Genomic DNA, 25,166 nt, shown 5'->3' with positions numbered 1-25,166 from the left:
AGGTTATAGGTTATCAAAATCACCTCATTGAGATAAATCGGTAACGCGATAGCGTGCGCACGCCGAAGACGAACGGGGAATTACCTTGCCACTGATTTCATTTATGCTTTCCGCAGCATTTTTCATACCCGACGTGTCTGGAGCAGCGGGGGCGACAGACTATCCCGACTGGGCAATTCGCAAGGAGAAATCCGCAGCCGCGCTTGTCGACGTGGTCGTCGACCCAGCCGGTCGGGTGATCTCCTGCAAGCCACAGCAGACTTTTGGTGACGAACGGCTTGCCGGACAGATCTGCTCGAAACTATCGGCCAGAGATATGAAGTCGGCCAGAGACGCAACAGGAACAACGCGCTTCTTCGCCGACACCGTACTTGTCCGCTCTATCTTCCGGGCAACGAGGAAGGTGACCGCGTCGGCGCACTGCGCAAGGGTGTCGACGCTACTGTCACGGTTGCCGGCCTGCCGGACGGGGCTGCGGAAGCTGTTGTCAATCTGGTCCTCGACGTGGATCCTACGGGACGAGTCGCCGACTGCCATTCAGCAGGAATGAAAAATGCCAAGATCGGCGCGGCAATCTGCAAGGCGGGCCTGTTCGAGACCGCAAGCGTCCGCACCGACGCGGACGGAAATGCGGTAAGCTATCTAACGCCGCGCACGGTCAAGGTTTCCGCCACGCCCGCGCCCTGAGTTCTCCCCTCAAACCTCGTCGGGATAGACCGGCAGGATGTCGACCGGAATGTCGTCCATCGAGGCGATCACCGCCTCGGCCTGCGCGTCGAGGTTCGCCCACTTGTCGAAGAAGGCGACGGTGCCGTTGTAGTCGCCGCGCGCCTGCAGCATGAGCTGGTCGTGGAGCAGGTCGCGCACGGCAGCTTCCATCCGCGCGTTGTCGACGACGTAGCGCCGTGCGCCCGCGTCCCAGCGGAATGCGCCCTTGTCCTTGAGATAGCCGTATTGCAGCGCCGCTCCCTTGCCGTGCGCCTCGAGCACGCCGAAGCGCATCGCGCGGAACAGACCGGCGAAGTACGAGGCGAAGAGCTGCGGCTTCTCGGCCACGGGAACCTCGCCCTTGTCCATCATCAGCAGGATGTTCCACACGCCCATGACGTCGGCCTTCGATTCCTCGAGTGCCGAGTACTGGTCGCGCAGCATCTCGTTCACCGTCGTCGGCGTGCCGTCGACCTCGATCGTGCCGGGGCCGAGGCTGTGCGATAATTCGTGGAACAGCGTGAACAGCTGCATGTACTTCTTGCGCACGAGCGCGGCCTGCGCAGGCACCAGCGCGTGATCGGCGATGGGATCGAGGATGCGGTCGTACTTCGCGCCAAGCACGTTCGACAGGATCACCTTCTTCGCGCCCTTGGCTTCGCGCACGCGTTCGTCGTTGGGCAGGTTGAAGGCGATGGTCTGGACGCCCGGCACGTTGTCCCCGCCGCCGCGCACCTGGTCGGCGACCGCGATGGGACTTTCGAAGCCGCGCTGGAAATTCTTGTAGCTGTCCTCGATCGGCAGGTTGGCTTCCATGTCGCGCAGGTAGCCCTTGTACTTGTCGAGCGCGGCCGACTCCTGAGGGTCCTTGAGCGTCACGAAGCTCTCGAACGCAGTCTTCGTGCCGTAGAGGCGGTCGGTGTAGACCTCGTAGGGACCGATGGCGACCTCGATGGGCGTGCCGGTCAGGTCCATCCACGCCAGTTCGCTTTCGAAGTAGTCGTCGGACAGGAATGCATCGGCGCGCAGCCGCAGGAACCGCTCCAGGCTGGGATTGCTCGTCTTCGCCGATGCTTCTCGCAGGAGCGCGGCGGCAGGTTCGAGCCACTGGCGGTAGGCGACCGAATAGGGCACCGCGACGAGGCGCGCACCTTCACGCCGCACCACGGTGTAGGGGCTGGTCAGAGCCGCGCGCTGGCCGGGATTGGCGGCAAGGTATGCGTCGAATTCCGCGCGCGTCAGGTCGGCGGGATAGAAGCCCGCCCCTTCGGGCATCGCGTCGCTGCCCCAGAAAGGGTGCAGTTCCTGCAACTCGTCCCAGGGGCCGTAATTGCGGTCGAACATCTCGAGCAGCAGGTTCGCATCGGCGCGGCGGCTGCGCGCGATGGCGGCGCGGATCGCCGGGTTGTCCGGGCTTCGCTGGCGAAGGTAGATCTCGCTCATCAGGTTCGACGCCTCGATGAGCAGGTTGACGACCTCGCGCTCCTCTGCGGTCAGGTAACTCGTATCGGGGTTCATCTCGATAATGGCGAGCTTCGCGCGCTGCGCCGTCATGTCGTACGGCGCTTCTTCGGCAGGCGCGGCGGGCGGCGGCGGCGCTTCGGCCATGGGCGGCGCCTGCGTGCACGCGGCAGTGGCGAGGAGGAGCGGGAGGAGAGCTTTGCGCATCGTCGAATGTCCGTTGGGTTATGTACACTTGTGAAACCGCCTAGCCGCCGCCGGGTTGCCTGTCACCGGCGCCTTCATGCGGCGATGGCGCGCGGTGCCGGTTCGCATTATGGGGATCGCCATGCCCAGCGACATGCCCGCCCTTCCCCCTGCGCTCGATCTTCTGGGGATCGCCATCTTCGCGCTGACCGGCGCGCTGCTTGCCGCGCGGCTGCGGCAGACGTTCGTGACCATGGCGTTCTTCGCGCTGGTGACCGGCGTCGGCGGCGGGTCGGTGCGCGACTTGCTGATCGGAGCGCCGGTGTTCTGGGTTCGCGACCCGCTCGTCGCGCCGGTGTGCCTTGGCGTCGCGATCGTTGCGTGGATCGCGCCCCGGCGGTGGTGGGAAGGATCGGGCAACCTGATCGAGTGGGCGGATGCGGCGGGCCTTGCGGCCTATTCGGTGCTCGGCACGATCAAGGCGCTGCGCTTCGGAGTGCCGCCGGTTCCCGCGATCCTGATGGGCGTGGTCACCGGCTGCGTCGGCGGCATCATCCGCGACGTGCTGGCGGGCCAGCCCTCGATCCTGATGCGCCCGGAACTATACGTGACCGCCGCCGCGCTTGCCGCTTCGCTGGCTGCCGTGGGTATCCTCGCTGGCCTGTCGCCGGCGATCACTTGGGCGGTGGCCGCGGCGGCAGGCTTCGCCTTGCGCGGCGCGGCGATCCGATGGTCGCTGGCGCTCCCCTCGTACGGGGGAGCACGCCAGGTCTGAGAGGCTCGAAGGGGCGGTCGCGGCGGGCTCAGTAGACCGCCCGGCCGTCGACGCTCGCGCGCCGGATGCGCATGTCGGTATCGACGGTGCACGCGAAGGCGCGGCCATCCTCTAGCCGGCCCGCAACGTCCCAGCCGTCCACGTTGTCGTAGCCGACGCGCGTCCGCTCGACGCTGTCGATAGATTCGATCCGGATTTCGCCGCGCTCGACTTCGAAGACGCAGGCGTCCGCAGCGGCATCGAGGCTGCGCGAGGTCGCGCCGCGCGCATAGTCGTCGTCGCGATCCCGGTCGTCGCGGTCGTCGCCGTAGTCGCGCCAGTCGTCCTCGCCGGGACGCGGCGGGCGGCCCGGATAGTCACGCTCGTTGCGGTCGCGGCTCGACTTGCTGGCGGCCGCAGCAATCGCCGCGATGCCGCCTATGATCAGCACTCCGGCAAGAACGTCACCGCCGTCGATGCCCCGATCGTGATGGTGGCGATAGCGGTGCCAGTCGCCGTAACCGCGGGCCATTGCGGGCGTTGCCGTCAACGAAAGCGCCGCGGCGGCGGCAATGGCCACAGCCGGGCGCGAAACGAAGTTCTTCATGCGATCGTGATCCTCGAAAAGGCGATCTGCCTCGCCCATCCGTCGAAAAATAGGCGGCTCATACTGTCGCAAGCATGAACCGCCTCGCCGTGTATCAGAAGCCGCGGATGCCGTCGATGTCGAGGTCGCGGATGCGCCCGTATTCGACGTCGCAGCTGAACTTGCCGGTATCGTAACCGCGGCGGCCGCGACGGCCGTAGCCGCGCTCATCGACAGCCAGGCGGCCCCTTACCTCGAATCCCCGGCGCCTGTCGCGCACGCGGGTGATGCGGGTAACCTCGGCACGGCCATAGCTGTAGCGGCTCGCCCTGCGCTCGACGGCGCGGACGCACTGGTCGACTGCCGCGCGCGGGTCCATCCCGCGTCCACGATAGCGATAGCCGTAGCGATCGCGGTCGTAGCGACTGTCGTAGCGGCGGTCGCGGTAATCCCAGCGGTCGCGGTCGTTGTCGCTCGCCGCTGCGGCAACGGCGGCGATCCCGCCGATGACGAGGGCGCCTGCGATCACTTCGCCGGCATCGATGCCGCCGTCACGGTCGCGTGCCTGGGCCGGAGTTGCCGTGGAGACCGCCATAGCGCCGGCGGCCACGGTTCCGACCAGTATCTTGCTAAGGGTCTTCATGTCGTCTGGTCCTCTCGGTTGGTCGGGCCGGATTGCCCGATTGCATGCCCTTTCTAGCAGGGCCCCCGTGAGGTGACGCTGAACTGCCGTTGCAGCAGTTGTTAAGGTTTATCGTCTTTTTTATGAACGCCTGTCCTGTGAGGCGGTGGCTCGGGCAGCATTCGCGCCGGCGATCCGGCCGAACACCACCGCGTTGGCGATTGAAGCACCGCCTGCGGCATAGCATTCCCCGAACATGCCCCCCGTCGTCTCGCCTGCCGCGTAGAGGCCGGGGACCGGCGCGTTGTCGGTGCCGAGGACACGCGCTCCGGTGTCGATCCTCAGGCCCGTCCCGGTCCAGCACACGATCGCGGCTCGGATGCGCGCGGCGTAGAACGGCGGTTCCGAGATCGTCCGCAGCATGTCTGGCGGCTTGAAGAAGGCCCGATCCTCGCCATGCGCGACGTCGGCATTGTACTGCGCGACCGTGTTGCGAAGCGCGGCGGCGGGGACTCCCAGCTTGCCGGCAAGCGCGTCGAGCGAGTCGGCGCGCTCGACCAGGCCGTCCGCGACATGATCGAGCAGGCGTTCGGCTTCCCAGTTCGGTGCAGGCCGCTCCGGCGTGCTCTTCGATGCCGCGCGGGAGGCCTCGTCGAAGATCGCGAAACAGTCCCGCTCGGGCTGCGCGTTCATGACCTGCGACAGCACTGAATACTCGATGGTCTCGTCGATGAAGCGCAGGCCCAGGCGGTTCACCATGACCAGCCATCCGGGCAGGTAGACTTCAAGCTCCTTTGCGAAACCCGGCGTCAGGAGGAGCAGCCCCCGGTTGTCGGGATGGCTGATCGCCGCGCCCGCCTTGCGACCCATCGCGATGCCGTCCCCCCGGCACGTATCGGCGCCGATGTACCAGTGAAGGTCGCCGTGACGGGCAGCGTCGGGGTAGAGCGCGGCCAGCATGTCGGGGTTCGCTCCGAAGCCGCCGCTCGCGACGATGACCGAACGGGCGCGCACCGGCTCCCCGGCAACACGGATGCCGCGCACCGCGCCTTCCTCGACCAGCAGGTCCTCGACACGCGTAGACAGCGCGACATCCACTCCGCGCCCGGCGAACGAGCCTTCGAGCGCCTCGGCGATCGCGGCACCCATGCCCGCCGCGCGGTGCCCGCGCCGCACCTTGTCGACGCCCGAGGCATAGAGCCCGTCGGTGTCGAACGCGACGCCGATCCGGCGCAGCCACTCGAACGCGGGCGTCGCATCCTCGCAAAGCCGCCGGACGAGGCCCGGCTCCAGCTTGTACTGGTTGAGCCACATGTAATAGGCGAACATCGCCTCGGGCGTGTCGTCCTCGATCCCGGCTTCTCGCTGGAGCGAGGTTCCCGCCGCGTAGAACACGCCGCCCGAAAGCGCGGTCGAACCGCCGGTGCGGTCCGCCGCTTCCACCACCAGCACGCGCGCGCCCTCCTCCGATGCGGCAGAGGCCGCCGCCAGCCCCGCCCCGCCCGCGCCGATGACGATGACGTCGTAGTCGGTATCGCTCACCCGGCGTCCTCTGCGGCGCGGAAAGCGGCGAGGTCTATGCGCCCGGTCGGCACGAAATCGCGGCGAAGGACGAACTTCTGTATCTTCGTGGCGCTCATCGGCCAGTCGCTTACGAACCGGACGTAGCGCGGGATCTTGTAGCTGGCGATCTGCCCCAGGCAGTGGCGGATCACTTCGGCCTCGGCGACGGTTTCGCCGGGCGCGCATTCTATGAAGGCGGCGGCGACTTCCATCAGCCGCTCATCGGGCACGCCGACCACCTGTGCCATGGCGATGGCCGGGTGGCGCATCAGGAAGCCCTCGATCTCGACGGCCGCGACGTTCTCGCCCCCGATCTTGAGCATGTCCTTGAGCCGCCCTTCGTAGACGAGCCTTCCTCCCGGCCCGATCCGCCCTAGGTCCCCGGTATGCAGCCGGCCCGCATCGTCGACAGCCTTGCGGTTGGCATCCTCGTCCTCGTAATAGCCCGCGAAGATCTGGAAACCGGAAAGGCAGATCTCTCCGGGTTCGCCATCGGGAAGCTCACGGTTCCCGGCATCGCGGATGCTGACCCCCGTTCCGTCGAACACGCGGCCGTTTGTCTCGAACAGCAACTCGGGCGGATCGTCGAGCGGGCTGTAGCAGACGACGCCGGTCGCTTCGGTCAGGCCGTAGCTGTTGACCGGCACCGCGCCTGGAAACGAGGCGGCATAGCGCCGCAGGAGATCGGGCGGCCCGACCACGTGATTGATACGCAGGCGCGACTGGTCGTACTCGGGGAAGCGCGGATGCTGGACCAGCGCGCCGACGATCGTCGGGAAACCCGCGTAGTGGACCGTCGGGCGCTCGCGGATGAGCAGGTCCATCGCGCCGTCGGCATCGAAATGCGACATGCCGATGAAGCAGGCCCCGGCGGCGCGACAGGCGGCCAGCGGCAGGATCGTCGACATGTGGAACAGCGGCAGCGGGTCCCAGACGACGTCCTCTGGCCCCAGCCGGAAGCGTTCGGCCAGCGCCTCGCCGCTGTCGGTCAGCGAGCGATGGGTGAGCATGCAGGCCTTCGGGCGCGACGTGGTGCCCGAGCTGAAGATCATCAGGCCGACATCGTCGGGTTCCACTTCCGCAGCCCTGCGATCGACCTCGTCCGGCGATATCCCCGCCGCGCGTTCGTCAAGCTCCGCAAGCTGCGGCCACGGCCCCTCGCGCGTGTCGCCAAGTTCGTAGATCGAGCGCAGTCGCGGCGCCCCGGCGAGCGGCAAGGCTTGCGCGATGCCGGGCAGCGCTTCCTCGAGCATCGGGCGGTAGTCGCAATGCTCGCGGGCGTGTCCGCCGACGAAGAGCACGTCGATGTCCGCCTTCGGAATGACGTAGGCCAGGTCGTCGGGCCGGTAGCGCGAGTTGAGCAGGACCGCCCGCGCGCCGACCAGCTGGGTCGCATAGTAGAGCACCACGTAGTCGCGGCAGTTGGGCATGAGCACGCCGATATGCTCGCCCCGCGCGACGCCCGCGCCGACAAGGCGCCGCGCCATCTCGCGCACTTCGGCGAGCAGGTCCCGCCAGTTCGAACGCACTCCGTCGAATACGAGCGCGGGAGCCTCGCCGTGAAGGTTCGCGGCGGCGACAAGCGTGCCGCCGACCGTCTTCGGACCGGCGCCGAACCTTGCCGCGCCATTTGCCATCGTGCTCTCCCGGGTATCGTTTCGGGCCGCAGGCTGTCGGGTTCGGCGCGCGCGGTCAAGGCGGGCGTCGCACGCAAAACAAAAGGGCGGCGCGGATCGACCGCGCCGCCCTTCAGGCTTGCGATACAGAGGCCTTATGCCTCTTCGTATTCGACTTCCTCGTTTTCGACCGGACCCGAATCCTGGCCCTTGGCCTCGGTGTCGCGGTCGACGAATTCGATGATCGCCATCTGCGCGGCATCCGATGCGCGGTAGCCCGCCTTGATGATCCGCGTGTAACCGCCGTCGCGACCGGCGTAACGCTCGGCCAGAACCTCGAAAAGCTTCTTTTCCTGCGCGGGATCGAGCAGGCGGCTGTGCGCGAGGCGACGATTCGAAAGACCGCCGCGCTTGGCCAGCGTGATCAGCTTCTCGACGTAGGGACGCAGTTCCTTGGCCTTGGGCAGCGTGGTCTGGATCTGCTCGTGCTTGATGAGCGCGGCGGCCATGTTGCGGAACAGGGCCGTGCGGTGGCCGCTCTTGCGACCGAGCTTGCGCTGCGAAATTCCGTGACGCATTTCAATTCACTCCGTTCGTAAAGGGGCCGTGCGAGGTACCCCGGTACGGGCCGGATTGAGGGGGTCCGGCCCATGCCCCGTTCGTCAGCCGGTCAGCCGAGCAGTTCCTGCTCCAGCTTCTTGGCCATTTCCTCGATGTTCTCGGGCGGCCAGCCCGGGATGTCCATGCCGAGGCGAAGGCCCATCGAGGACAGGACTTCCTTGATCTCGTTGAGCGACTTGCGGCCGAAGTTCGGCGTGCGCAGCATCTCGGCCTCGGTCTTCTGGACCAGATCGCCGATGTAGATGATGTTGTCGTTCTTGAGGCAGTTGGCCGAACGCACCGACAGTTCGAGCTCGTCGACCTTCTTGAGAAGGTAGCGGTTGAGCTGGTTGGTGTCGCTCTCTTCCTGCGCGGGCGCCGCCATGCCGATCATCTGCGGCGCACCGACCGGCGCGATGTCCTCGAAGTGGACGAACAGCGCGAGCTGGTCCTGCAGGATACGCGCGGCATAGGCGACCGCGTCCTCCGGCGTGACGGTGCCGTCGGTCTCGAGCGTCAGGCTCAGCTTGTCGAAGTCGAGCTCCTGCCCGATGCGCGCATTCTCGACCTTGTAGGAAACCTGGCGAACCGGCGAGTAGAGCGAATCGACCGGGATCAGGCCGATCGGCGCATCGACCGGGCGATTCTGGACCGCCGGGACATAGCCCTTCCCGGTGTCGGCGGTGAGCTCCATGTTGAGCGTCGCGCCTTCGTCGAGGTGGCAGATCACGAGATCCTTGTTCATCACCTCGATGTCGCCCGAAACGGCAATGTCGCCTGCCTTCACTTCGGCGGGACCGGTCGCGGAAAGCTGAAGGCGCTTGGGGCCTTCGCCCTGCATCTTGAGCGCGATCTGCTTGACGTTCAGGACGATGTCGGTGACGTCCTCGCGCACGCCGGCGAGCGAGGAGAATTCGTGGAGCACGTTCTCGATCTTGATCGAGGTGATCGCGGCGCCCTGAAGGCTGGAGAGCAGCACGCGGCGCAGCGCGTTGCCGAGCGTCAGGCCGAAGCCGCGCTCGAGCGGCTCGGCGACGAAGGTCGCGCGGCGTTTGGAGTCCGTTCCCGGCTTGATTTCAAGGCTGTTGGGCTTCTTCAGTTCCTGCCAGTTCTTGATGTTGACAGTCATGGACTTCCCCTGGGTTAACTTGCGGTTACGGCCGCGACGCCCGTGCGGGCCGCGGCCGATCCATTCGGGTGGCGGCGCGAGACGGTGCGCCGCCGAAGGACTCGATCAGACGCGGCGACGCTTGGAAGGGCGCACGCCGTTATGCGGAATCGGCGTGACGTCGCGGATCGAGGTGATGGTGAAGCCTACCGCCTGCAGGGCGCGGAGCGCGCTCTCGCGGCCCGAGCCCGGTCCCTTGACTTCGACTTCGAGCGTCCGGACGCCGTGTTCGGCGGCCTTCTTGCCCGCGTCGTCGGCCGCGACCTGCGCGGCGTAGGGAGTGGACTTGCGGCTGCCCTTGAAACCCATCATGCCGGCCGAGGACCAGCTGATGGCGTTGCCCTGGGCGTCGGTGATGGTGACCATCGTGTTGTTGAAGCTGGCATTCACGTGGGCGATGCCGCTCGAGATGTTCTTGCGCTCCCGCCTTTTGATGCGCTGGGGTTCGCGTGCCATGGTATCGGTGTCCTGTCAGATGTCGCGAAAGTTCGAACCTGAAACCCGTGCGTGGGTTCCTGATTACTTCTTCTTGCCGGCGATCGGCTTGGCCTTGCCCTTGCGGGTGCGCGCGTTGGTGTGCGTGCGCTGGCCACGGACCGGAAGGCCCTTGCGGTGACGCAGGCCGCGATAGCAGGCCAGGTCCATCAGTCGCTTGATGTTCATCGCCGTCTCGCGGCGAAGGTCGCCCTCGACCGTGTGATCGGCGTCGATCGTCTCGCGGATCTGGAGGACTTCGGAGTCCGAAAGATCCTGCACGCGGCGGGCATGATCGATACCGAGCTTGTCGGCAATCTCGACCGCCTTGGTGCGGCCGATACCATGAATGTAGGTAAGCGCGATGATCACGCGCTTGTTGGTGGGGATATTGACCCCGGCAATACGAGCCACTTAATTCTCCTGCTCCACAGGGGCTTGCGGAAAGGGCCATTGCGACCGTCCGCGATCCCCTATCTCATCGCGTTGACACCTCGACGAAAACGGTCAGGCCAAATGGAAAAAAGCCCGGTTGGCGCACGCTCATGCTTCCGCCTGCCGGACCTGGCCGTTCCTGTCGTGTGAAAGGCGCGCTTAGAATGATTCGCACAAGCTGTCAACGCCCGGCGAGCCGCGCGGCGTGCGTTGCCTGTCGATACCCGATCGAAGACACCCACCCGTCATGCACGAGCGTATACCTACTATATCGCTCGCGGCTCGTCAAAGGTCCTGCGCGGCGCGGGTCAGCGCCCCTCGAAAGCCTTGTCGAACTCGTCGCTTCCGTCCCGCTCGTCACCCTCGTCGGCCTCGGGCTCCTCGGCGGCGGGCTCATCCGCGATGGGTTCTTCCACAACGGCGTCGTCCCCGGCCCCATCATTCCCGGGGGCGGCTTCCGGCTCGAGAAGCGCCACCGGACCGAACTTGCCCGCAAGGCTGGCAAGCTGGCCGCCGATCACCTGGTCGACCGCCCCCGATATCGGCCCGGCTGGCAGCCGCATGTAGCCGCCAACGACATATTCGACGAGGATGCGCGTGCCATCGCCCTGCGGCTTGAGCATGAAGGTCAGCGTGCCGTTCAGCGCCTCGGACTGGAGCGGCCCCAGCGCGCCCGACAGGCGCAGCGCGCGGTCCTTCTCGATGTAGACGACGCGCATGTGCTCGACGCTGCCGCGCGGCGAAGCACGCGGACTGTCCTCGTTCGGGAGGATTTCGCAGAAACATCCGCCGGCGCGCGTATCGAGCGACAGGTTGCCCGCATCGGCGGTGTAGGTGTGTTCACCGTTCCACCACTCGGACGGCTTCACCAGCACGTCCCACACTTCGCCGGGCGTCGCGGAAACGTCGGCGAGATGGCGGATGACGAAACCCGCGTCCGACTGGCGCTCGACCGCCGCATGCGCCGGGGCGGCGGCGAGGACGGCGACGAATGCCGCGAAGGCTAGCCGCAAGCGCATCAGCCCGCGAGGATCCCTTCGATCGAGGCGGTGACCGCGTCCATGTCCGCCATGCCGTCGATCCGGCGCACGATGCCGCGATCTTCGTAGATCGGCAGGATCGGGGCCGTCTTGGCGTGATACTCGGCAAGGCGCGTACGCACGGTTTCCGCGTTGTCGTCGGGACGGCGCTTGAATTCGGTCGAGCCGCAGCGATCGCAGACACCCGGCTGCTTCGGCTGCTCGAACGTGTCGTGATAGCCCTTGCCGCAGTTCGCGCAGGTGAAGCGGCCGGTGATGCGCTCGACGAGGGCCTCCTCGTCGACGCCCAGCTCGATCACGTGGTCGAGCGTGCGACCGTGTTCGGCAAGGATCGCGTCGAGCGAGGCAGCCTGCTCGGCGGTGCGCGGGTAGCCGTCGAAAATGGCGCCTGCGCCATCGCCCATGACCTTCAGCTCTTCGCTGATCAGCGCCGAGACGATCTCGTCGGAGACGAGTTCGCCGCGCTCCATCACCGCCTTCGCCTGAAGCCCTACGGGCGTTCCCGCCTTGACGGCGGCGCGAAGCATGTCGCCGGTGGAAAGCTGGCGCATGCCGTGGCGATCCATGAGGCGCTGCGCCTGGGTTCCCTTGCCCGCCCCCGGCGGACCAAGCAGGATGATGTTCACCTCTCGTATCCCCCCATGGCAGCCGCGACGCTTAGCGCACCCTGCCCTTCAACTTGGCTTTCTTGATGAGGTCGCCGTACTGGTGGGCCAGCAGGTGCGACTGGATCTGCGTGATCGTGTCGACGGTCACGTTCACCACGATGAGCAGGCTGGTGCCGCCCAGGAAGAACATCGGCAGTCCCGTCTGCGCGATGAAGTACTCGGGCACGATGCAGACCACCGTCAGGTAGGCCGCGCCGATCACCGTGATGCGCGTCAGCACGTAGTCGAGATAGTTGGCGGTATTCTTGCCCGGCCGGATGCCGGGGATGAAGCCGCCGTTCTTCTTGAGGTTCTCCGCCGTGTCCTCCGGATTGAAGACGATCGCGGTGTAGAAGAAGCAGAAGAAGATGATCCCGGCACCGTACAGCAGCATGTAGATCGGCTGCCCGTGCTGAAGGTACTGGTTCAGCGACACCACGAAACCGCCCATCGCGCTGTCGGTCGAGAGCGAGTTGCCCGCGAACTGCGTGATGGTGAGCGGCAGCAGCAGGAGCGAGCTGGCGAAGATCGGCGGGATGACGCCAGCGGTGTTGAGCTTGAGCGGCAGGTGGCTGCGGTCCGCCTGCATCATGCCGCGCTGCGTCGCGCGCTTGGGATACTGGATCAGCAGGCGCCGCTGCGCGCGCTCCATGAAGCAGATGAACAGGATCAGCACGATGATCATCAGCACCAGGCCGACGACGACGAACGGGCTGATCGAGCCGCTGCGCCCGCCCTCGAAGAGGTTGGCGACGAAGGTCGGCATCTGGGCGACGATGCCCGCCATGATGATAAGCGAGACGCCGTTGCCGATCCCGCGCGAAGTTATCTGCTCGCCAAGCCAGAGCAGGAACATCGTACCGCCGACAAGGCTGATGACCGCGCCGACGCGGAACATGTAGCCGGGGTCGACAACCGCCTGCAGCCCGCTCTGCGCGCCGTAGGCCTCGAGGCCCGAAGCGATGAACCAGCCCTGGATCATGCACAGGAACACGGTGCCGTAGCGCGTGTACTGGTTGAGCTTCTTGCGCCCCGCCTCGCCTTCCTTCTTAAGCGCCATCAGCGCCGGATGGAGCGAGGCGGCAAGCTGCACGACGATTGAAGCGGTGATGTAGGGCATGACGCCGAGCGCGATGAGGCTCATGCGCTCGAGGCTGCCGCCCGAAAAGGTGTTGAACAGGTCGAGGATGCCGCCGCGCGTCTGGTCGTACAGATCCTCGAGGATCAGCGGATTGACGCCCGGAAGCGGCACGAAGCTCAGGAACCGGAAGACGATGAGCGCCCCGATCGTGAACCAGATGCGCTTCTTGAGCTCGGTCGCCTTCGAGAAATTGGCGAGACTCAGCGAGCTGGCGAAGTTGTCGGCGCGTGATGCCATCGAACTGGAAAGACCTTAATCCTCAAGGGTGGGACCGCCCATATAGTGTGCGGGCGGCGATGTCGAACCCCCGTCGTCGATTCCCGCGCAGGCTGCGGCTATCGACACCGCACACCTCTGCGGACGACGGGACGCCCCTGCATCGCGCAGCGGCGCACCCCGCTTATTCGGCTGCCGCTTCTTCGCTGGCGGGCGCGGTGGCTTCCACGGAGCCGCCGGCCTTCTCCACGGCCTCGCGCGCGCCCTTCGACACGCCGGCGACCTTGAAGGTGGCCTTGGCCGAGAACTCGCCCTTGCCGAGCAGGCGGACGCCGTCCTTGCCGCCGCGCGCCAGGCCCGCAGCCTTCAGCGCGTCGTGATCGATGGTCGAGCCGGCATCGAGCTTGCCCGCGTCGATCGCCTTCTGGATCATGCCGAGGTTCACTTCGGCGTAGTCCTTGGCGAACTGCTTGTTGTTGAAGCCGCGCTTCGGGATCCGCATGTGGAGCGGCATCTGACCGCCCTCGAAGCCGTTGACCGAGACGCCCGAACGCGATTTCGCGCCCTTCTGGCCACGGCCGCCGGTCTTGCCCTTGCCCGAGCCGATGCCCCGGCCGATGCGCATGCGCCGGTGGCGGGCGCCCTCGTTGTCGCGGATGTCGTTGAGTTTCATGTCGTGCACTCGCTTTCGCTTTGTTCGCGCTGGATGGAAAGGCGGCCCGTTAGCCGATACGGCGCGCCGTGTCACCCCCTATTGCGGCCATGCCCGATACCGGGGAGATGCGGCGCGTGCGAGGCGCACTGTCGCCCCGGCCATCGTAACCTCGCGTTAACCATCGGAGCGCATAGCGGCAGGCGGGGAACAAGGGGATTCGGTGTGAACGCAACCATCGCTGCTGCCGGTCCGGAAACGATCGCCGGGGAAACGCCGGCGCCGACGCGCGCCCGCGCGCTGCATCCCGCGGCGGTCTTCGCGATCCTGCTGGTCGTCGCGGTGGCGCTGCGGTTCGATACCTTCGGCGATCCCAACCTCCACGGCGACGAGGTGTTCTACCACACCGTCGGCATCGCCATGCATCACGGCGCGGTGCCATACGTCGATGTCTGGGACCGCAAGCCCTTCGGACTTTTCGTACTGTTCTGGCTGATCGCCGCGTTCTCCGAAGCGCCGCTGGCCTACCAGATTGCCGCCACGCTGTTCGCCGCCGGTACCGCCTGGTGCATCGCCGCCATGGCACGAAGCTGGACGGGCGCTCAGGGCGCGCTGCTGGCGGGCGTCGTCTACCTCCTATGGCTTGCGCCGCTGCAGGGTTTCGGCGGCCAGAGCCCCGTGTTCTACAACCTGTTCATCGCCGGTGCCGCGCTGCTCGTCTGGCGCGCGTTGCCCGCGCTTCGCGAAGGCCGCGTGCCGCGTTCGGTCCTGCTCGCGATGCTCGTCGCCGGAGCAGGAATCACGCTCAAGACGACGGCATTGTTCGAAGCCGCGTTCCTCGGCCTCCTGGGCATCTGGACGCTGTGGCGCGCCGGCGTTGCGCCGCGCAGGCTGTCTCAAACGGCCGTGACCTGGGCGGCGATCGGCGCTGCGCCCGCGCTCGCCATCGCGCTGGGGTACGCAGCCATCGGGCACTGGCCCGAATACTGGCACGCGATGGTCACTTCCAATCTCGACAAGCAGCCTCACCTGCTGACCTCGCTCGTGCGCGGCAAGTTCATGGCGCTGGCCCTCGCCCCGGTCGCGCTGCTGGCGATCCTGGGGCTGGCCCGGCAGGAACGCGATGGTCGCCGCTTCACGCTGCTCTGGCTGGCTGCCGGCATCGTCGGCCTCGTCGCGGTCCCCAACTTCTACCTGCACTACGCGATCCCGCTGCTAGTGCCGCTGTGCCTTGCCGCAAGCGCCTTCCTGTCGCGCGGCGTGCTCGGCATCGGAGCGGTAATCGCGCTCGCCGTGTTCGGCTTCCAGATCACCTCGCCCTTCCAGTACGGGCACGCGGCGCAGTCGCGCGCGGCGATCGAGCGCCTGGCGCAAGGCGTCCGCGAGCATGTCGGGAGCGGTCCGCTGCTGCTTTACGATGCGCCGCCGCAGCTCTACCGCCTGACCGGGCAGCCGATGGCGACGCCGCTCGTTTTCCCGACGCACCTGTCGCACGACATCGAGCGCGACACGAGCCACCTTTCGACGCTGGGCGAGACGAAGCGCGTCCTGGCGCTGAGGCCCGGCGCGGTGGTCATGGCGCATCCGCTGCGTAACGGTCCGGTCAACGAACAGACCCACCGCCGCGTCCTCGCCTACGTCGGCGAGAACTGCCGCCTCGTCGACATGGTCCGCACGCCCGAACGCCAGCGCACCGACACCATCGCGGTGTGGGGCGACTGCCGCCGCTGAACCTTTGCGCCGAAACGAAAAGGCCCCGGCGTTTCCACCGGGGCCTTCTCAATTACGCTGTAACCCTCGCTCAGTCGGCGACGACTTCGACGAGGTGCGGGATCTTGGCGATCGCGCCGCGAACTTCGGGAGTGTCCTGAAGCTCGACGGTCTTGTGCATCTTGCCGAGGCCGAGGCCCGCGAGGACCTTGCGCTGGCTCTCGGGCCGACGGATCGGCGAGCCGACCTGGCGGATCGTGATCGTGCTGTTCTTGGCCATGGTCCTTACTCCGCGATGGCTTCGGCGTCGGCCTGGGCCTCCGCCTCGTTCGCGCCGCCACGGCCGAGCAGGTCGGCGACCTTCTTGCCGCGACGCTGCGCGACCGACTTCGGCGAAGTCTGGTCGGTGAGCGCGTCGAAGGTGGCGCGGATCATGTTGTAGGGGTTCGAGGTGCCGACCGACTTGGTCACGACGTCGGAGACGCCCAGGCTCTCGAAAACGGCGCGCATCGGGCCGCCGGCGATGATGCCGGTACCGGCGGGCGCCGTGCGGACATTGACCTTGCCCGCACCGAACCGGCCCTTGCCGTCGTGGTGGAGCGTGCGGCCTTCCTTGAGCGGGACGCGGATCATCTTCTTCTTGGCCGACGCGGTCGCCTTGGTGATCGCCTCGGGAACCTCGCGGGCCTTGCCGTGGCCGAAGCCGACGCGGCCCTTGCCGTCACCCACGACGACCAGCGCGGCGAAACCGAAGCGCTTGCCGCCCTTCACCGTCTTGGAGACGCGGTTGATGTGGACGAGCTTCTCGATCAGCTCCTCGCCGTCGTCGTCGCCACCGCGACCGCCACGGCGATCGTCCCGGCCGCGACCGCGACCGCGGCCACCGCCGCGACCGCCACGGTCGCCCCGATCCCCGCGCGGGCCACGCTCGCGCGTTTCCTGCGGGGCGCCGCCCTGCGGGTGTTCCTGAGAGACCTTCTTCTCGGTCAGGTTCTCGGCTGCTTCGGCCGTCTGGTTGTTATCGTCTGCCATCATCAGAACTCCAGTCCGCCTTCACGCGCGGCGTCGGCCAGCGCCTTGACGCGGCCATGGAACAGGAAACCGCCGCGATCGAACACGACGCTGGTCACGCCCGCCTTCTTGGCGGCCTCGGCCAGGTCCTTGCCCACCTTGGCGGCGGCATCGACGTCGGCGCCCTTGCCGCCCAGCGTGTTCGCTGCGGCGATCGTGCGGCCCTGCGCATCGTCGATGATCTGCGCGTAGATGTGGCGGCCGGTGCGGTGCACCGAAAGCCGCGGGCGGTCGCCGGAACGCGCTCTAAGCGCGGTGCGGACGCGACGGCGGCGGCGGTCGAAAAGGGAAAGCTTGGCCATCTTACTTCTTCTTCCCTTCCTTGCGGAAGACGTATTCGCCGCGGTACTTGATGCCCTTGCCCTTGTAGGGTTCGGGCTTGCGCCAGCGACGGATCTCGGCGGCGAGCTGGCCGACCTGCTGCTTGTCGATGCCCGAGATTTCCACCGTGGTGTTGTCGGGCGTCTTGACCTCGATGCCCTCGGGCACGTCGATGTCGACATCGTGGCTGTAGCCGAGCTGAAGCTTGAGCTTCTTGCCCTGCGCCTGCGCACGATAACCGACGCCGGAGATCTCAAGCGTCTTGGTGAACCCTTCGGTCACACCTTCGACGAGGTTCGATACGAGGGTACGCTGCATGCCCCAGTGGCTGCGCGCTTCCTTGCTGTCGTTCGCCGGCTGGACCACGATCCCGTCGTCGCCCATTTCATAGGAGACGAGATCGGACAGGCCCATGGTCAGGGTGCCCTTGGGGCCCTTGACCGAAAGCTGGCCGTCCTTGAGATCGGCGGTCACGCCATTCGGGATGGCAACCGGCTTCTTGCCGATGCGGCTCATCAGAACACCTCCGCCAGCACTTCGCCGCCGACGTTCTCGGTGCGCGCTTCGTTGTCCGAAAGCACGCCCCGGGGCGTCGAGACGATGGTGATGCCAAGGCCGTTGCGCACGATCGGGAGCTCCTTGCTGCCCGAATAGACGCGGCGGCCCGGCTTGGAGACACGGGCGAGGTGCTTGATCGCGGGCTCGCCCTCGAAATACTTCAGTTCGATCCGCAGCTGCTTGTGCTTGCCGGTATCGTCCTCGCTGAAGCCGCGGATGTAGCCCTCGCGCTGGAGGACTTCGAGCACGCGGGCGCGCAGCTTGGACGCGGGCGACAGGACGGAGTCCTTCTTCGCCTGCTGGCCGTTGCGGATGCGGGTGAGCATGTCACCCAGGGGATCGGTCATCGCCATTCGGTTTTACCCCTTACCAGCTCGACTTCGTGACGCCGGGGATCATGCCCTTGTTGGCAAGGTCCCGCAGCTCGACGCGGCAGAGGCCGAACTTGCGATAGTAGCCGCGCGGGCGGCCGGTGGTGGCGCAGCGATTGCGCACGCGGGTCGGATTCGCGTTGCGCGGAATCTCGGCCATCTTGAGACGCGCGATGAGACGCTCGGTCTCGTCGAGCGACTTGTCGTTCGCGATAGCCTTCAGCTTCGCGTACTTGTTCGCGTACTTCTTCACGAGCTTCTTGCGACGCTCGTTCTTGTTCACGGAACTCAGTTTCGCCATGGACTTAAGCTCTCTTTGCTTTGCTAGCGTTCAACGGACCGCTCACGCGGCCTGCTTTTCTTCGGCGGCTTCCGCCGGGAACGGGAAACCGAACAGGCGCAGCAGTTCGCGCGCTTCCTCGTCGGTCTTCGCGGTGGTGGTCACGATGATGTCCATACCGCGCACCTTCTCGATCCTGTCGTAGCTGATCTCCGGGAAGATGATCTGCTCCTTGAGGCCCATCGCGTAGTTGCCGCGACCGTCGAACGACTTCGGGTTGAGCCCGCGGAAGTCGCGGATGCGGGGCATCGCGATGGTGATCAGGCGGTCGAGGAATTCGTACATGCGTTCGCGGCGCAGGGTGACCTTGCAGCCGATCGGCATGCCCTCGCGCAGCTTGAACTGCGCGATCGACTTCTTCGCCTTGGTGATGACCGGCTTCTGGCCGGCGATCAGTTCCATTTCCTCGGCGGCGGTCTGGACCTTCTTCTTGTCCTGGCTCGCCTCGCCGACGCCCATGTTGAGCGTGATCTTCTCGATACGCGGGACTTCGAGGTGGTTCTTGTAGCCGAACTTCTCGGTCATCGCCTTGACGATCTGCTCGTCGTAGCGGGCGCGCATGCGCGGAGTGTACTTGTCAGCCATCGATGGTCTCCCCGGACTTGACGGCGACACGGACCTTCTTTCCGTCGCGCTCCTCGAAGCGGACGCGGGTGGGCTTGCCGTCCTTGGGATCGGCGACGGCGACCTTGCCGATCGCCATCGGTGCGGGCGCGCGGTCGATGCCGCCCTGCGGGTTAGCCTGCGTGGGCTTGCGGTGGCGGGTCGCGACGTTGATGCCCTCGACCAGGACCTTGCCTTCCTTCGGCATGACCTGGAGGACGGTGCCGGTACGGCCCTTGTCCTTGCCCGAGCGCACGACGACGCTGTCGCCCTTCTTGATCTTCGCGGCAGCCATTACAGCACCTCCGGAGCGAGCGAGATGATCTTCATGAAGCCCTTGCCGCGCAGTTCGCGGACGACGGGGCCGAAGATACGGGTGCCGATGGGCTCCTCGCTCTTGTTCACGAGGACCGCGGCGTTGCTGTCGAAGCGGATCACGCTGCCGTCGGGACGGCGAACGTCCTTCTTGGTGCGCACGATCACGGCGCGGTGCACGTCCCCCTTCTTCACGCGGGCGCGCGGCTGCGCTTCCTTCACCGACACGACGATGACGTCGCCGACGCCCGCGACACGGCGCTTCGACCCGCCCAGCACCTTGATACACTGGACGCGCTTTGCGCCGCTGTTGTCCGCGACGTCGAGATTGGATTGCATCTGGATCATCGATCCGGTTCCTTCTCACTGGCTTGCCGGAACGGTGTCCGGCAGTTCCAAAAAACTATCTCAGTTGCCTGCGGCCTCGACTTCGAGATCGGCTTCGAGGGCGGCGACCTGACCGGCCTGGATGCGGTCGAGGACCTCCCAGGTCTTGGTCTTGGAGATCGGCTTGGTCTCCTGGATGCGCACGCGCTCGCCCATCTTGTAGGCATTGTCGGCATCGTGCGCGTGGTACTTCTTCGAACGGCGGATGATCTTGCCGTAAAGCGGGTGCTTCACGCGCCGTTCGACGAGCACCGTGACGGTCTTGTCGGTCTTGTCGGAGACCACGGTCCCGATCAGAACACGTTTGGGCATCGGGTCCTCCTTTACGCCTTGGCCGCTTCGCGCGCGCGTTCGGACTGCAGCGTCCGGATACGGGCGATGTCGCGGCGGACTTCCTTGATGCGCGCCGGGCGTTCGAGCTGGTTGGTCGCCGCCTGGAAACGCAGGTTGAACTGTTCGCGCTTAAGGTCGGTCAGCTCCTGCGAAAGCTGGTCGTCGCTCTTGGCGCGGAAATCTTCGGTACGGTTCGCCATCGTCACGCTCCCAGGTGCGAGGTGTCGCCGAGGCGGGCAACGACCTTGGTCTTGATCGGCAGCTTCATCGCGGCGCGCTCGAAGGCCTCGGCCGCGAGCGGGCCGGAGACACCGTCGAGCTCGAACAGGATGCGGCCCGGCTTCACGCGGGCGGCCCAGTATTCGACCGAACCCTTGCCCTTGCCCTGACGGACCTCGGCGGGTTTCTTCGACACCGGAACGTCCGGGAAGATGCGGATCCACAGGCGACCCTGGCGCTTGATGTGGCGCGTGATCGCACGGCGCGCGGCCTCGATCTGGCGTGCGGTGACGCGCTCGGGCTCGAGCGCCTTGAGGCCGTACGAGCCGAAGTTCAGCTCGGTGCCGCCCTTGGCGTCGCCCTTGATCCGGCCCTTGAAGGCCTTGCGGAACTTGGTTTTCTTCGGTTGCAGCATTGCTCTTACCCTGTCCTAGCCTCAGCGCGCCGGACGCACGCCGGAGGTCTGGGCCTCCATCATGAGACGGTCCTGGGCCATCGGATCGTGGCCGAGAATCTCGCCCTTGAAGATCCAGACCTTGATGCCGATGATCCCGTAGGCGGTCAGCGCCTCGGCTTCGGCGTAATCGACGTTGGCGCGCAGCGTGTGGAGCGGGACGCGACCTTCGCGGTACCATTCCACGCGGGCGATCTCGGCACCGCCGAGACGGCCGCCGCAGACGATCTTGATGCCTTCCGCACCAAGCCGCAGCGCGGACTGCACCGCCCGCTTCATCGCGCGGCGGAAGGCCACGCGGCGGACGAGCTGGTCGGCAACGCCCTGCGCGACGAGCTTGGCGTCGATCTCGGGCTTGCGGATCTCGACGATGTTCAGCTTCACTTCGCTGTCTGTCATGTCCGACAGCTTCTTGCGCAGCTTCTCGATGTCGGCGCCCTTCTTGCCGATGATGACACCGGGGCGCGCGGCATAGATCGAGATGCGGCACAGCTTGGCCGGGCGCTCGATCACGACCTTCGAGATCGCCGCCTGCGGCATCGTCTCGATGATGTACTTGCGGATCTTGAGGTCTTCCTCAAGCAGACGGCCGTAGTCGCGGCCTTCCGCGTACCAGCGGCTGTCCCACGTGCGGTTGATCTGCAGCCTGAGGCCGATCGGATTGCTCTTCTGACCCATGGCTTACGCCTCCTCGACTTCGCGGACCACGATGCGCAGCCGGCTGAACGGCTTCAGGATGCGGGTCGACTTGCCGCGACCGCGCGCATGCCAGCGCTTCATGGTGATGGACTTGCCAACGCTGGCTTCGGCCACGACGAGCGCGTCGACGTCCAGGTTGTGGTTGTTTTCCGCGTTCGCGATCGCAGAGGCGAGGACCTTCTTCGCGTCCTGCGCCATCGCGCGCTTCGAGAAGGAGAGGATGTTCATCGCATCCTCGGCCTTCTTGCCACGGATCAGGCCGGCGACCAGGTTCAGCTTCTGGGCCGAACCACGGATCGTCGTGCCGACGGCCAGCGCCTCGTTCTCGGCGACGCGGCGGGGTGCCTTCTGCTTGCTCATCAGCGCTTGCCCTTCTTGTCGGCGACGTGGCCGGGGAAGCTGCGCGTGGGCGCGAACTCGCCGAGCTTGTGGCCGACCATGTCCTCGTTGACGGACACGGGGATGAACTTCTGGCCGTTGTAGACGCTGAACGTCAGGCCGACGAATTGCGGCAGGATCGTCGAGCGCCGCGACCAGGTCTTGATCGGGCCGGCGCGGGTGCCTGCATCCTGGGCGGTCTCCGCCTTCTTCAGGAGGTGCAGATCGACGAAGGGGCCTTTCCAGACGGAACGTGCCATTATCGCTTACCTCTTCTTCTTCGCGTGGCGCGAACGGATGATCATCTTGTCCGTCTGCTTGTTGTGACGGGTGCGCGCACCCTTGGTCGGCTTGCCCCACGGGGTGACCGGGTGACGGCCGCCCGAAGTCCGGCCCTCGCCACCGCCGTGCGGGTGGTCGACCGGATTCTTGGCGACGCCGCGGGTCAGCGGACGACGGCCCTTCCAGCGCGTGCGGCCGGCCTTGCCGAAGTTCTGGTTCTGGTTGTCGGGGTTCGAAACCGCCCCGACCGTGCCCATGCAGTCGCCGCGCACGTAGCGCTGCTCGCCCGAGTTGAGGCGGACGATGACGAGGCCGCGGTCGCGACCGACGATCTGCACGTAGGTACCCGCCGAACGCGCGATCTGGCCGCCCTTGTTGGGCTTCATCTCGACGTTGTGGCAGATCGTGCCGACCGGCATCTGCGACAGGAGCATCGCGTTGCCGGGCTTCACGTCGGTCTTCTCGCCGGCGACGACGCTGTCGCCCACGGCAAGGCGCTGCGGCGCGATGATGTAGGCCTGCTCGCCGTCATCGTACTTGATCAGCGCGATGAACGCGGTGCGGTTGGGATCGTACTCGATCCGCTCGACGGTGGCCGAGACGTCCCACTTGCGACGCTTGAAGTCGATGTAGCGGTACTTCTGCTTGTGCCCGCCCGCGATGCCGCGGCTGGTCACGTGGCCCTTGTTGTTGCGGCCGCCGGTCTTGCGCTTGCCTTCGGTCAGCGCCTTGACGGGCTTGCCCTTCCACAACGCCGACTTGTCGACGAGGATCAGACCTCGCCGGCCGGGGCTGGTGGGGTTGTAGTTCTTGAGTGCCATCGTCCGGTCCTCAGATTCCGCTGGTGACGTCGATGGACTGGCCCTCGGCCAGCGTCACGATCGCCTTCTTCACGTCGTTGCGCTTGTAGGGCTTGCCCTTCCAGCGCTTCGTCTTGCCCTTCTGGGTGATCGTGTTCACGCCCGTCACCTTGACGTCGAACAGCGCCTCGACCGCAGCCTTGATCTCCGGCTTGGTCGCGCTGTCGGCAACGCGGAAGACGACCGCGTTGTGCTCGGACAGCAGCGTCGACTTCTCGGTGATGTGCGGCGCGACGATCACGTCGTAGTGGCGCGTGTCCACGCCTTCCGCCTTGTTCGCCTTAGCCATCAGTTAGACCCTCCCGGGAGGGCGAACCGCGCCTCCAGTTTCTCGACCGCGGCGCGCGTCAGCACCAGCGTGTCATGCTTGAGGATGTCGTAGACGTTCGCGCCGACCGCAGGCAGGACGTTGACATCGACGAGGTTGCCGGCCGCGCGGGCGAAGCCCTGGTCGACCTGCTCGCCGTCGATGACGAGGACCTTGCGGCCCCAGCCCGCCTTCTTGAACTGGCCGGCGAGCGCCTTGGTCTTGGCATCCTTCACGTCGAGGCTGTCGACGACCACGAGGCCGTCCTTCGCCTTGGCGGAAAGCGCCATCTTGAGGCCGAGCGCGCGAACCTTCTTGTTCAGCGACTGCTCGAACTCGCGCTTGCGGGCGCCGTGCGCCTTGCCGCCGCCGACAAAGATCGGGGCCTTGCGGTCGCCGTGGCGAGCCGTGCCGCCGCCCTTCTGGCGACCGAACTTCTTGCCGGTGCGCGCAACGTCCGAACGCTCGCGCGTCGGGCGGGCGGTGCCGCGGCGGTTCTCGAGCTGCCAGGTGACGACACGGTGCAGGATGTCGGCGCGCGGCTCGAGGCCGAACACGTCATCCGAAAGCTCGATGTCGTTCTTGCCGGCAGACCCGTCGAGATTGAGGACCTTGACCTTCACGATTAGCCCTCCTGGCCTTCGGTCGCCTCGGGCGCCGCGGTATCTTCCGCGGGCGTCTCGGGCGCGTCGTTGCTGTTGTTGTCGCCACCGGCCTGCTTCAGCCCGGCGGGATAGGGCGCGTCGGCGTGGCGCGAGACCTTCACCGCGTCCTCGACGGTCAGCCAGGTGTTCTTCGAACCCGGAACCGAACCCTTGACGAAGATCAGGCCGCGCTCGTCGTCGACGCGGACGATCTCGAGGTTCTGCTGCGTGCGCATGCGGTCGCCCATGTGGCCGGCCATCTTCTTGTTCTTGAAGACCTTGCCGGGATCCTGGCGGTTACCGGTCGAACCGTGCGAACGGTGCGAGAGGGAGACGCCGTGGGTGGCACGCAGGCCCCCGAAGCCCCAGCGCTTCATCGGACCAGCAAAGCCTTTGCCCTGCGTGTGGCCGGCAACGTCGACGAGTTGGCCGGGCACGAAGTGCGAGGCGGCGATCGTCGCGCCTACGTCGAGCAGCGCGTCGTCGGCGACGCGGAACTCGGCGACCTTCATCTTCAGGGGAACTTCCGCCTTCGCGAAATGCTCGCGCTGCGGCTTGTTCACGTTCTTCTGCTTCGCCGTGCCGGCACCGAGCTGCACCGCGACGTAGCCGTCACGATCCTCGGTGCGGACGGAAACGACCTGGCAATCCTCAAGCGACAGGACGGTGACCGGCACGTGCCGTCCATCGTCCTGGAAGAGGCGGGTCATTCCCACTTTCTTGGCGATCACGCCGGTACGCATGACCAAAACTCCTAAAACAGAGGCACACGAGGCCCATCCCCGCGTGCTTGCCAGCCCTGGTTCGTGATGCGCGCCCCGTCCGGGCTGATTGCCGCGCGGCACCGGTACCGGCACCTGCGGCGAGACGGGGGACGCTTGCCCGGCGATGCCCGAAGGCGGTGCCGGAGGTATCCCTGTGTCTGCGGGTCCCTGCCTGGGCGGGAACCCGGGGCCACTTGCGCGACCCCGAAAATTCGGTCCGGTCGGTTAACGTCCGACCGGGCGGACGGAAGCCCCCGCCTTAGCGAGAGCTTCGGCAAATTGGCTCAGGCCAACTTGATCTCGACGTTCACGCCGGCGGCCAGGTCGAGCTTCATCAGCGCATCGACGGTCGTGGCGTTGGGCTGCACGATGTCGAGCAGCCGCTTGTACGTACGCACCTCGAACTGCTCGCGCGACTTCTTGTCGATGTGCGGACCGCGGTTCACGGTGAACTTCTCGATCTTCGTCGGCAGCGGAATGGGGCCCCGGATAAGAGCGCCGGTACGGCGCGCGGTGTCCGCGATCTCGCCGGTCGCCTGATCCAGCACGCGGTGGTCGAATGCCTTGAGGCGAATGCGGATGTTCTGAGCTTCCATGTCCACTTACCGATGCGAAAGAGCCACGAGACGGTTGCCCGCCCCAAAAAAAACAAAGGCCCGCCCCGCTGCTGTCCGGTTACCC

At 66.4% G+C, this 25,166-nt stretch carries 37 protein-coding genes; 4 read left to right on the top strand and 33 right to left on the bottom strand.

The window, feature by feature from the left end; genetic code table 11:
• The first annotated feature begins 85 nt into the window (after nucleotides 1-85).
• Nucleotides 86-550 (top strand): hypothetical protein, encoded by a 465-nt coding sequence (locus FHS75_RS08270; protein ID WP_179407198.1) that lies wholly within the window; start codon nucleotides 86-88, stop codon nucleotides 548-550.
• On the top strand, nucleotides 547-687 hold the full coding sequence (locus FHS75_RS08265) for a hypothetical protein (RefSeq protein ID WP_179407197.1): 141 nt from the start codon (nucleotides 547-549) through the stop codon (nucleotides 685-687). Before FHS75_RS08270 ends, FHS75_RS08265 begins: the two co-directional genes overlap by 4 nt.
• Before the next feature lie 9 nt (nucleotides 688-696).
• Here FHS75_RS08265 and FHS75_RS08260 read toward each other — a convergent pair whose 3' ends face one another.
• Nucleotides 697-2,376 (bottom strand): dipeptidyl-peptidase 3 family protein, encoded by a 1,680-nt coding sequence (locus FHS75_RS08260; RefSeq protein ID WP_179407196.1) that lies wholly within the window; start codon nucleotides 2,374-2,376, stop codon nucleotides 697-699.
• 121 nt (nucleotides 2,377-2,497) lie between these two features.
• Here FHS75_RS08260 and FHS75_RS08255 point away from each other — a divergent pair, with 121 nt between their 5' ends.
• Nucleotides 2,498-3,130, top strand: coding sequence for a trimeric intracellular cation channel family protein (locus FHS75_RS08255; protein ID WP_179407195.1), 633 nt, complete (start codon nucleotides 2,498-2,500; stop codon nucleotides 3,128-3,130).
• 28 nt (nucleotides 3,131-3,158) lie between these two features.
• Here the strand turns inward: FHS75_RS08255 and FHS75_RS08250 are convergent, their stop codons facing one another.
• From FHS75_RS08250 to rplO, 12 genes are all read right to left on the bottom strand, one after another.
• On the bottom strand, nucleotides 3,159-3,716 hold the full coding sequence (locus tag FHS75_RS08250; RefSeq protein ID WP_244959012.1) for a hypothetical protein: 558 nt from the start codon (nucleotides 3,714-3,716) through the stop codon (nucleotides 3,159-3,161).
• A 94-nt stretch (nucleotides 3,717-3,810) separates the two neighbouring features.
• Nucleotides 3,811-4,338, bottom strand: a complete 528-nt coding sequence (locus FHS75_RS08245; protein ID WP_179407194.1) for a hypothetical protein — start codon at nucleotides 4,336-4,338, stop codon at nucleotides 3,811-3,813.
• Between the two features lie 120 nt (nucleotides 4,339-4,458).
• Nucleotides 4,459-5,859, bottom strand: a complete 1,401-nt coding sequence (locus tag FHS75_RS08240; RefSeq protein WP_179407193.1) for an FAD-dependent oxidoreductase — start codon at nucleotides 5,857-5,859, stop codon at nucleotides 4,459-4,461.
• A complete protein-coding gene (locus FHS75_RS08235) occupies nucleotides 5,856-7,517 on the bottom strand; it encodes a class I adenylate-forming enzyme family protein (protein ID WP_179407192.1) in 1,662 nt (553 codons plus the stop codon). The genes FHS75_RS08240 and FHS75_RS08235 overlap by 4 nt, the downstream gene beginning before the upstream one ends.
• Nucleotides 7,518-7,651: 134 nt before the next feature.
• Complete coding sequence (gene rplQ / locus FHS75_RS08230) at nucleotides 7,652-8,074, bottom strand: 50S ribosomal protein L17 (protein ID WP_179407191.1); 423 nt, start codon at nucleotides 8,072-8,074, stop codon at nucleotides 7,652-7,654.
• Between the two features lie 92 nt (nucleotides 8,075-8,166).
• Nucleotides 8,167-9,225 (bottom strand): DNA-directed RNA polymerase subunit alpha, encoded by a 1,059-nt coding sequence (locus tag FHS75_RS08225; RefSeq protein ID WP_179407190.1) that lies wholly within the window; start codon nucleotides 9,223-9,225, stop codon nucleotides 8,167-8,169.
• Nucleotides 9,226-9,330: 105 nt separating this feature from the next.
• Nucleotides 9,331-9,720, bottom strand: coding sequence for a 30S ribosomal protein S11 (rpsK, locus tag FHS75_RS08220; RefSeq protein ID WP_058736858.1), 390 nt, complete (start codon nucleotides 9,718-9,720; stop codon nucleotides 9,331-9,333).
• Nucleotides 9,721-9,783: 63 nt separating this feature from the next.
• On the bottom strand, nucleotides 9,784-10,152 hold the full coding sequence (rpsM, locus tag FHS75_RS08215) for a 30S ribosomal protein S13 (RefSeq protein WP_179407189.1): 369 nt from the start codon (nucleotides 10,150-10,152) through the stop codon (nucleotides 9,784-9,786).
• A 329-nt stretch (nucleotides 10,153-10,481) separates the two neighbouring features.
• Nucleotides 10,482-11,192 (bottom strand): SRPBCC family protein, encoded by a 711-nt coding sequence (locus FHS75_RS08210; RefSeq protein WP_179407188.1) that lies wholly within the window; start codon nucleotides 11,190-11,192, stop codon nucleotides 10,482-10,484.
• Entirely contained in the window at nucleotides 11,192-11,839 is a 648-nt protein-coding gene (locus FHS75_RS08205; protein ID WP_179407187.1) for an adenylate kinase, read from the bottom strand. The genes FHS75_RS08210 and FHS75_RS08205 overlap by 1 nt, the downstream gene beginning before the upstream one ends.
• 31 nt (nucleotides 11,840-11,870) lie before the next feature.
• Nucleotides 11,871-13,238, bottom strand: coding sequence for a preprotein translocase subunit SecY (gene secY / locus FHS75_RS08200; protein ID WP_179407186.1), 1,368 nt, complete (start codon nucleotides 13,236-13,238; stop codon nucleotides 11,871-11,873).
• A 163-nt stretch (nucleotides 13,239-13,401) separates the two neighbouring features.
• On the bottom strand, nucleotides 13,402-13,890 hold the full coding sequence (gene rplO, locus FHS75_RS08195) for a 50S ribosomal protein L15 (RefSeq protein ID WP_179407439.1): 489 nt from the start codon (nucleotides 13,888-13,890) through the stop codon (nucleotides 13,402-13,404).
• A 204-nt stretch (nucleotides 13,891-14,094) separates the two neighbouring features.
• Between rplO and FHS75_RS08190 the strand changes: the two genes are divergently transcribed.
• Entirely contained in the window at nucleotides 14,095-15,600 is a 1,506-nt protein-coding gene (locus FHS75_RS08190) for an ArnT family glycosyltransferase (protein WP_179407185.1), read from the top strand.
• Between the two features lie 70 nt (nucleotides 15,601-15,670).
• Here the strand turns inward: FHS75_RS08190 and rpmD are convergent, their stop codons facing one another.
• The 20 genes from rpmD to rpsJ form a co-directional block, all read right to left on the bottom strand.
• Nucleotides 15,671-15,859 carry a 50S ribosomal protein L30 gene (rpmD, locus tag FHS75_RS08185; protein ID WP_179407184.1) on the bottom strand — a complete coding sequence of 63 codons (189 nt, stop codon included), beginning with the start codon at nucleotides 15,857-15,859 and terminating at the stop codon, nucleotides 15,671-15,673.
• A 5-nt stretch (nucleotides 15,860-15,864) separates the two neighbouring features.
• The gene (rpsE, locus tag FHS75_RS08180; protein ID WP_373284985.1) at nucleotides 15,865-16,611 is read right to left on the bottom strand and encodes a 30S ribosomal protein S5; all 747 of its coding nucleotides are present in this window, start codon (nucleotides 16,609-16,611) and stop codon (nucleotides 15,865-15,867) included.
• Between the two features lie 2 nt (nucleotides 16,612-16,613).
• Entirely contained in the window at nucleotides 16,614-16,952 is a 339-nt protein-coding gene (gene rplR, locus FHS75_RS08175; RefSeq protein WP_179407183.1) for a 50S ribosomal protein L18, read from the bottom strand.
• A gap of 1 nt (nucleotide 16,953) precedes the next feature.
• The gene (gene rplF / locus FHS75_RS08170) at nucleotides 16,954-17,487 is read right to left on the bottom strand and encodes a 50S ribosomal protein L6 (RefSeq protein WP_179407182.1); all 534 of its coding nucleotides are present in this window, start codon (nucleotides 17,485-17,487) and stop codon (nucleotides 16,954-16,956) included.
• Nucleotides 17,487-17,882: a 30S ribosomal protein S8 gene (gene rpsH, locus FHS75_RS08165; protein WP_179407181.1), complete on the bottom strand. Its 396-nt coding sequence runs from the start codon at nucleotides 17,880-17,882 to the stop codon at nucleotides 17,487-17,489. The genes rplF and rpsH overlap by 1 nt, the downstream gene beginning before the upstream one ends.
• 13 nt (nucleotides 17,883-17,895) lie before the next feature.
• Nucleotides 17,896-18,201, bottom strand: a complete 306-nt coding sequence (gene rpsN / locus FHS75_RS08160; protein WP_179407180.1) for a 30S ribosomal protein S14 — start codon at nucleotides 18,199-18,201, stop codon at nucleotides 17,896-17,898.
• Between the two features lie 42 nt (nucleotides 18,202-18,243).
• Complete coding sequence (rplE, locus tag FHS75_RS08155; protein ID WP_179407179.1) at nucleotides 18,244-18,825, bottom strand: 50S ribosomal protein L5; 582 nt, start codon at nucleotides 18,823-18,825, stop codon at nucleotides 18,244-18,246.
• The gene (gene rplX / locus FHS75_RS08150; protein WP_179407178.1) at nucleotides 18,818-19,138 is read right to left on the bottom strand and encodes a 50S ribosomal protein L24; all 321 of its coding nucleotides are present in this window, start codon (nucleotides 19,136-19,138) and stop codon (nucleotides 18,818-18,820) included. Before rplX ends, rplE begins: the two co-directional genes overlap by 8 nt.
• Nucleotides 19,138-19,506, bottom strand: a complete 369-nt coding sequence (gene rplN / locus FHS75_RS08145; protein WP_179407177.1) for a 50S ribosomal protein L14 — start codon at nucleotides 19,504-19,506, stop codon at nucleotides 19,138-19,140. Before rplN ends, rplX begins: the two co-directional genes overlap by 1 nt.
• 60 nt (nucleotides 19,507-19,566) lie before the next feature.
• Entirely contained in the window at nucleotides 19,567-19,857 is a 291-nt protein-coding gene (rpsQ, locus tag FHS75_RS08140) for a 30S ribosomal protein S17 (RefSeq protein ID WP_179407176.1), read from the bottom strand.
• A gap of 11 nt (nucleotides 19,858-19,868) precedes the next feature.
• Nucleotides 19,869-20,078, bottom strand: coding sequence for a 50S ribosomal protein L29 (gene rpmC, locus FHS75_RS08135; protein ID WP_179407175.1), 210 nt, complete (start codon nucleotides 20,076-20,078; stop codon nucleotides 19,869-19,871).
• Between the two features lie 2 nt (nucleotides 20,079-20,080).
• Nucleotides 20,081-20,512: a 50S ribosomal protein L16 gene (gene rplP / locus FHS75_RS08130; RefSeq protein ID WP_179407174.1), complete on the bottom strand. Its 432-nt coding sequence runs from the start codon at nucleotides 20,510-20,512 to the stop codon at nucleotides 20,081-20,083.
• A 21-nt stretch (nucleotides 20,513-20,533) separates the two neighbouring features.
• A complete protein-coding gene (gene rpsC, locus FHS75_RS08125; protein WP_179407173.1) occupies nucleotides 20,534-21,229 on the bottom strand; it encodes a 30S ribosomal protein S3 in 696 nt (231 codons plus the stop codon).
• Between the two features lie 3 nt (nucleotides 21,230-21,232).
• Nucleotides 21,233-21,610: a 50S ribosomal protein L22 gene (gene rplV / locus FHS75_RS08120; RefSeq protein WP_179407172.1), complete on the bottom strand. Its 378-nt coding sequence runs from the start codon at nucleotides 21,608-21,610 to the stop codon at nucleotides 21,233-21,235.
• Nucleotides 21,610-21,888 carry a 30S ribosomal protein S19 gene (rpsS, locus tag FHS75_RS08115; protein ID WP_179407171.1) on the bottom strand — a complete coding sequence of 93 codons (279 nt, stop codon included), beginning with the start codon at nucleotides 21,886-21,888 and terminating at the stop codon, nucleotides 21,610-21,612. Before rpsS ends, rplV begins: the two co-directional genes overlap by 1 nt.
• Before the next feature lie 6 nt (nucleotides 21,889-21,894).
• Entirely contained in the window at nucleotides 21,895-22,731 is an 837-nt protein-coding gene (gene rplB, locus FHS75_RS08110; RefSeq protein WP_179407170.1) for a 50S ribosomal protein L2, read from the bottom strand.
• Nucleotides 22,732-22,741: 10 nt separating this feature from the next.
• Nucleotides 22,742-23,059, bottom strand: a complete 318-nt coding sequence (locus FHS75_RS08105) for a 50S ribosomal protein L23 (protein WP_179407169.1) — start codon at nucleotides 23,057-23,059, stop codon at nucleotides 22,742-22,744.
• Entirely contained in the window at nucleotides 23,059-23,700 is a 642-nt protein-coding gene (gene rplD / locus FHS75_RS08100) for a 50S ribosomal protein L4 (RefSeq protein WP_179407168.1), read from the bottom strand. The genes FHS75_RS08105 and rplD overlap by 1 nt, the downstream gene beginning before the upstream one ends.
• Nucleotides 23,701-23,702: 2 nt before the next feature.
• Nucleotides 23,703-24,464 (bottom strand): 50S ribosomal protein L3, encoded by a 762-nt coding sequence (gene rplC / locus FHS75_RS08095; protein ID WP_179407167.1) that lies wholly within the window; start codon nucleotides 24,462-24,464, stop codon nucleotides 23,703-23,705.
• A 305-nt stretch (nucleotides 24,465-24,769) separates the two neighbouring features.
• Nucleotides 24,770-25,081, bottom strand: coding sequence for a 30S ribosomal protein S10 (gene rpsJ, locus FHS75_RS08090; RefSeq protein WP_098106970.1), 312 nt, complete (start codon nucleotides 25,079-25,081; stop codon nucleotides 24,770-24,772).
• Between the last annotated feature and the right edge of the window lie 85 nt (nucleotides 25,082-25,166).

This window comes from Novosphingobium marinum, from assembly GCF_013408095.1.
GTDB lineage: Bacteria > Pseudomonadota > Alphaproteobacteria > Sphingomonadales > Sphingomonadaceae > Novosphingobium > Novosphingobium marinum.
Note: the sequence above shows the minus strand (reverse complement) of the source record. Positions and strands in the feature narration are given on the sequence as shown.